A 5,241-nucleotide genomic window follows, 5' to 3' on the forward strand; every position below is an offset into this window, starting at 1 on the left:
GAACTCGGCGGGGATTCGATCACGAGTCTGCAAGTTCTGGCCAAGGCCCATCGAGAAGGCCTCACGCTGACCCCGAAGCAGCTCTTCGAGCACCCGACCGTCGCGTCGGCGGCTGCGGTCGCGGTGATCGGGAGCGTTGATGCAGGCCCGCCCTCGGCAGACGAGCAGGATCCGGGACGGGTGGTGGATGTGGAACTGAGCGACGAGGAGATGGAGAACCTGTTGAAGGAGATTGGATAGGCATGCAGGCGAACAAGACCAAGCAGCGGACGGCCGAGCACGCGACCGGCGGAACTCTCAAGAATATCGAGGCGGTATATCCGCTCTCTCCCATGCAGGAGGGCATGCTGTTCCATACGCTGATGAACCCCGGCACGGGCATCTACCTGATGCAGAACCGGTATTACGTGGAAGGCGAGGTAGACCCGACGGTATTTCTCCAAGCCTGGACACAGGTCATTGCGCGGCATTCGATCTTGCGCACCTCGTTCGCCTGGAAGAATCAGAAACGTCCCCTGCAGGCCGTTCACAAGGACATCGAGGTCCCGCTCGATGTCATGGACTGGCGGGGGAAGGAGCGGGCGGCGCAGATCGCCGATCTCGATGCGTTGTTGCAGCAGGAACTTGCCCGGGGGTTCGATTTTGCCAAGGCCCCGCTCATGCGCTTGCGGCTCATCCGTCTGACCGACCATACCTATCAGTTCGTCCATAGCTTTCACCATATCCTGCTCGACGAATGGTGCATCTCTCCGCTGCTGATGGATTTCCTGGCTCATTATGAGGCCTGTGCCCAGGGTCTCGTGTGCCAGGCGGAGAAGCCGCGTTCCTATCGGGACTATATCGCCTGGTTGCAGAAGCAGGATCTGGACGCAGCGAATCGGTTCTGGCGCGAGTATCTGCAGGGGTTTTCCACACCCACTCCGCTTGCCTATGACCGGCCCCCGGAGGGGTTGGCCGACCAAAACGATGACGCAGCGGATCATTGCCTACACCTGAGCGCGGATCTCACGGCACGGCTCACGGCCCTGGCCCAACAACATCGTGTGACGGCGAATACCTTCGTGCAGGGAGCCTGGGCCCTGCTCCTCGCGCACTACAGCAGCGAGAAGGACGTGCTGTTCGGCGTGACGGTGGCGGGCCGACCGACTCAACTCGTCGGAGTCGAATCGGTGCTCGGCCTCTTCATCAATACATTGCCGTTGCGCGTCTCGGTGACGCCGGATCGTCCGGTCATCGCCTGGTTGAAAGATCTGTTAGCGGAAAACGTCCGCCTTCGCGAGTATGAATATACCCCCCTCATTCACATTCAACGCTCGAGCGAGATCCCGCGGGGAGAAGCCCTCTTTCACAGCCTGTTCGTGTTTGAGAATGCCCCGGTGGATCCGGCGCTGTGCGAGGGGCGGATCATGTTCCGCGCCGAGGAGGAGCAGTATCGCGTCCATACGAATTATCCCATGACCGTGATGGGTTGGCCGGGGAAAGAGTTGGGGCTCAAACTGTCCTATGACCGCCGCCTTTTCGATTCGGAAACGGTCCTCCGGATGATCGGTCATTTGCAAGGTCTGTTGGAGGCCCTCATCACGCGGCCGGATGTCCGCATCGGTGACCTGCCCATGCTGGATCGGGAAGAACGCGCGCGGCTCCTGTCGTATGGAATCGGAGAGACGGACACACCTCAGGACGACCGGAGCTTTGCCCTGCGATTCGAAGCGCAGGTGCGGCGATCCCCGCAGGCCATCGCGGTCCGTTGCGGCGACCAGTCCGTGACCTATGAGGTCTTGAACCGTCGGGCCAATCGTCTGGCCCATCGGTTGGGAGCGGAAGGAATGAGTTCGGATGCGGTCGTCGCGGTTTTGGATGAGCGCAGCCCAGACCTGCTGACGATGATCCTCGGCTGTTTCAAGGCCGGCGCTGCCTATCTGCCGCTCGACCCGCACCATCCGGTCGCCCGTGTCGCGCGGCTGCTGGAGCTGAGCCGCGTTCGCGTCGTCGTCGTCTCGCGGCGACTGAGCGGTCAGCTGGAGCAGGCTCTGTCGCTGATGCCTCAGGCGGCACGTCCGTTCGCGGTGGTCTTGGACGATCTCATGTCGCAGCAGGGAGGAGACCACGATCGTCGCGTACCTTCGCGGCCGGATCAGTTGGCCTATGTCATGTATACCTCCGGCTCGACCGGCATCCCGAAGGGGGCCATGGTGACGATGGGCGGCATGCTCAACAACATCGAGAGCAAGGTGAGGTCGTTCGCGATCGGACCCGATGACGTCATCGCACAAACCGCCTCCCAATGTTTCGATATTTCGGTGTGGCAATTCCTGACCGCGTTGCTGTGCGGAGCCACCACCCATATCCTGTCCGACGACCTGGTGCGAGAGCCATCGCGACTGCTGAGACATTTGGACGCAGCCGGCATAACCATTTACGAGGCGGTACCTGCCGTGTTGCAGGCTCTCTTGGACGCCGGCGACTGTGCGGACGCGCCACCGGTCCTTGCGTCTCTGCGCTGGGTCTTGCCGACGGGGGAGGCGCTGCCGCTGGCCCTCTGTCGCCGCTGGTTCGAGCGCCACCCGAAGATCCCCCTCATGAACGCCTATGGACCGGCCGAATGTGCCGATGACGTCGCCGTCCATCCCATCCTGGCGGCGCCGCCTGCAGATGCCGTCCGGGTTCCGATTGGGCGGCCGATTCAACACCTGCGCCTCTACATCGTCAACCGGTTGTGTGAACCGGTGCCGGTCGGCGTCTCCGGCGAACTGTGGATCGGAGGAATCGGTGTCGGTCGAGGATATCTGGAAGACTGCGCCAGAACGGCAGAGTCGTTCGTGCCGGACCCGTTCGGGGACGCGCCCGGAGCAAGGCTGTATCGCACCGGTGATCTGGCCCGTTACCGGCCCGACGGCACGATCGAATATGTGGGGCGTGTGGACCATCAGGTCAAGGTGCGGGGATTCCGGATCGAACTCGGTGAGATCGAATCCTGCCTGACCGACCAGGACGATGTGCGGGAGGCAGCCGTGATCGTTCGGGAAGACCGCCCCGGAGAACGGCGGTTGGCGGCCTACGTCGTGCCGCAGGAAGGCCGATCGATCGATAGCGACCGGCTGCGGACCGCGCTCCAGGCACAACTTCCCGAGTACATGGTTCCCTCGATTGTGCTCACGCTGGACTCTTTGCCGCGTACGCCGAACGGCAAGGTGGACCGGCGAGCCTTATATGCTCCCGATCTGTCCGGTCTCCACGAAGCCACCTACCTTGCGCCGCGTACGGTTACGGAAGAGCTGCTGGCCGGTATCTGGGCGGACATTCTCGGTCTCGAACGCGTCGGGGTGCGGGACCATTTTTTCGAGCTGGGCGGACATTCCCTCTTGGCGACTCAGGTGGTCTCCCGCATCAGGCGTGCGTTCCACATCGAGCTTCCGTTGCGGGCTGCGTTCGAATGTCCGACCGTCGCCGATCTGGCTCAGACCATCGATCGGGTTCGGACGGAAGGACAAGGCAGGCAGGTTCCTCCCTTGACGGCATCGGGACGGGAGGGTCCGGCTCCCTTGTCTTATGCGCAGCAGCGACTCTGGTTCTTGTCGCAACTCGATCCGGAAAGCTGGCTCTACAACCTCTCCTTCGGACTCCGGCTCCGTGGTCCGCTCGATGTGGACGCGTTGCGTTCGAGTTTTGAAGTCGTGGCGACGCGTCACGATCAATTACGTACGTGGTTCCTCCGCGCCGAGGGTCGCCCGGTGCAAGTGGATCTGGATGCACCGGCCGTGCCGTTCGATCAGCAGGCTGCCGATCCGGCATCAGGCCTGTCTTTGGAGCAATATGTCGCAGCGCTGGCCGGCGAGGAGGCCCGAAAGCCGTTCGCCTTGGAAGGCGGCCTCCTGTGGCGCGTCAAGTTGGTTCAACTGAGCGACGAGGATCATCTGTTGCTCGTCACCTTGCATCACGTCATCGCAGATGGATGGTCGTTGAATCTGTTGCTGGGCGATATGCTGGCGGCTTACGGCGCCTTGCGTGACGGCCAGCCCGTGCCTTTGCCGACTCCGGCGGTGCGGTATGCCGATTATGCCCGGTGGCAGCGAGAGTGGTTGACGGGCGACGTCCTCGGGCGAGAATTGGACTACTGGAAGGAGACCCTTGCGGGGGCCTCTGCGATGGTCAGCCTGCACGCCGACCATCTCCGTCCTACCGTCCAGACGTTCCGTGGCGCGCGCCGCAATTTTGCCGTTTCCCCGGAGATGGCCGCCGCCTTGCAGGGACTGAGTCGGAGACAGGGCGTGACCCTGTTCATGACGTTGCTCGCGGCGTTTCAGGTGTTGTTGCATCGGTACAGCGGAGATGTGGACCTGTCGATCGGCACGCCGATCGCGAATCGCACGACTGTCGAGACGGAGGGAGTAATCGGCTTCTTCGTCAACACCCTCGTCCTGCGGACCGATGTAAGCGGTAATCCGCGTTTCATTGATCTTCTCGAGCGGGTGCGGGAAACGGTGTTGGGCGCGCAAAGCCACCAGGATGTGCCGTTTGAGCAGGTCGTCGAGGCGCTCAAGCCGGATCGTGATCTGAGCCATGCTCCGCTCTTTCAAGTGATGTTCGCGCTACAGACCCTTGGCCGGGACATGGTGGAGATTCCTGACCTCACGATCGAACCGGTGGAGGTCGATCCGGGGAGTGCGAAGTTCGACTTGTCGTTGGAAATGACGTGGGCACCAGAGGGCTTGACTGGTTTCTTCGAATTCAATCTGGATCTGTTCGAGCCGGCCACGATCGATCGCATGAGCGGCCATTTCCTCACCTTGCTCGCAGGGATCGTAGCAGAGCCCCAACGGAAGCTCGCGGCACTTCCCCTGATGGACGAAGCGGAGCGAGGGCAGGTGGTGAGGGGGTGGAATCAGACGGCACGGGCCTATGCGCGGACGGCCGTGCCGGCGCAGATTGCGGCGCAGGCGGCACGGACACCGGCGGCCATCGCCGTGCGGGCGGGCGCGACGACCGTGACCTATGCGGCGTTGCTCCGGCAGGCGTACCAACTTGCCCAGGCCCTCCGTCGCCGCGGAGTCGGACCGGAATGCCTCGTGGCGGTCGCGCTGGACCGGTCGGTGGAGCTCGTGGTCGCCCTGCTCGGGACCTGGTATGCGGGGGCCGCCTTCGTGCCGCTCGATCCGTCGTACCCCGTCGAGCGGCTGCGCTACATGCTCGACGACAGCCAGGCGGCGCTGCTCGTGACGGACCGTGCGCAAGCGGCGCGGT

The 5,241-nt window shown here is 63.1% G+C and carries 2 protein-coding genes; both read left to right on the top strand.

Annotated features, from left to right (window positions below):
* On the top strand, positions 1 to 240 hold a 240-nt coding region (locus tag KJA79_RS11650), incomplete at its 5' end, for a phosphopantetheine-binding protein (RefSeq protein WP_213042223.1).
* Positions 241 to 242: 2 nt separating this feature from the next.
* Positions 243 to 5,241, top strand: a 4,999-nt coding sequence (locus KJA79_RS11655) for a non-ribosomal peptide synthetase (RefSeq protein WP_213042224.1), incomplete at its 3' end; no start/stop codon positions are given.

The sequence above is a fragment of the Nitrospira defluvii genome, assembly GCF_905220995.1.
In the GTDB taxonomy this organism is placed as follows: Bacteria; Nitrospirota; Nitrospiria; order Nitrospirales; family Nitrospiraceae; genus Nitrospira_A; species Nitrospira_A defluvii_C.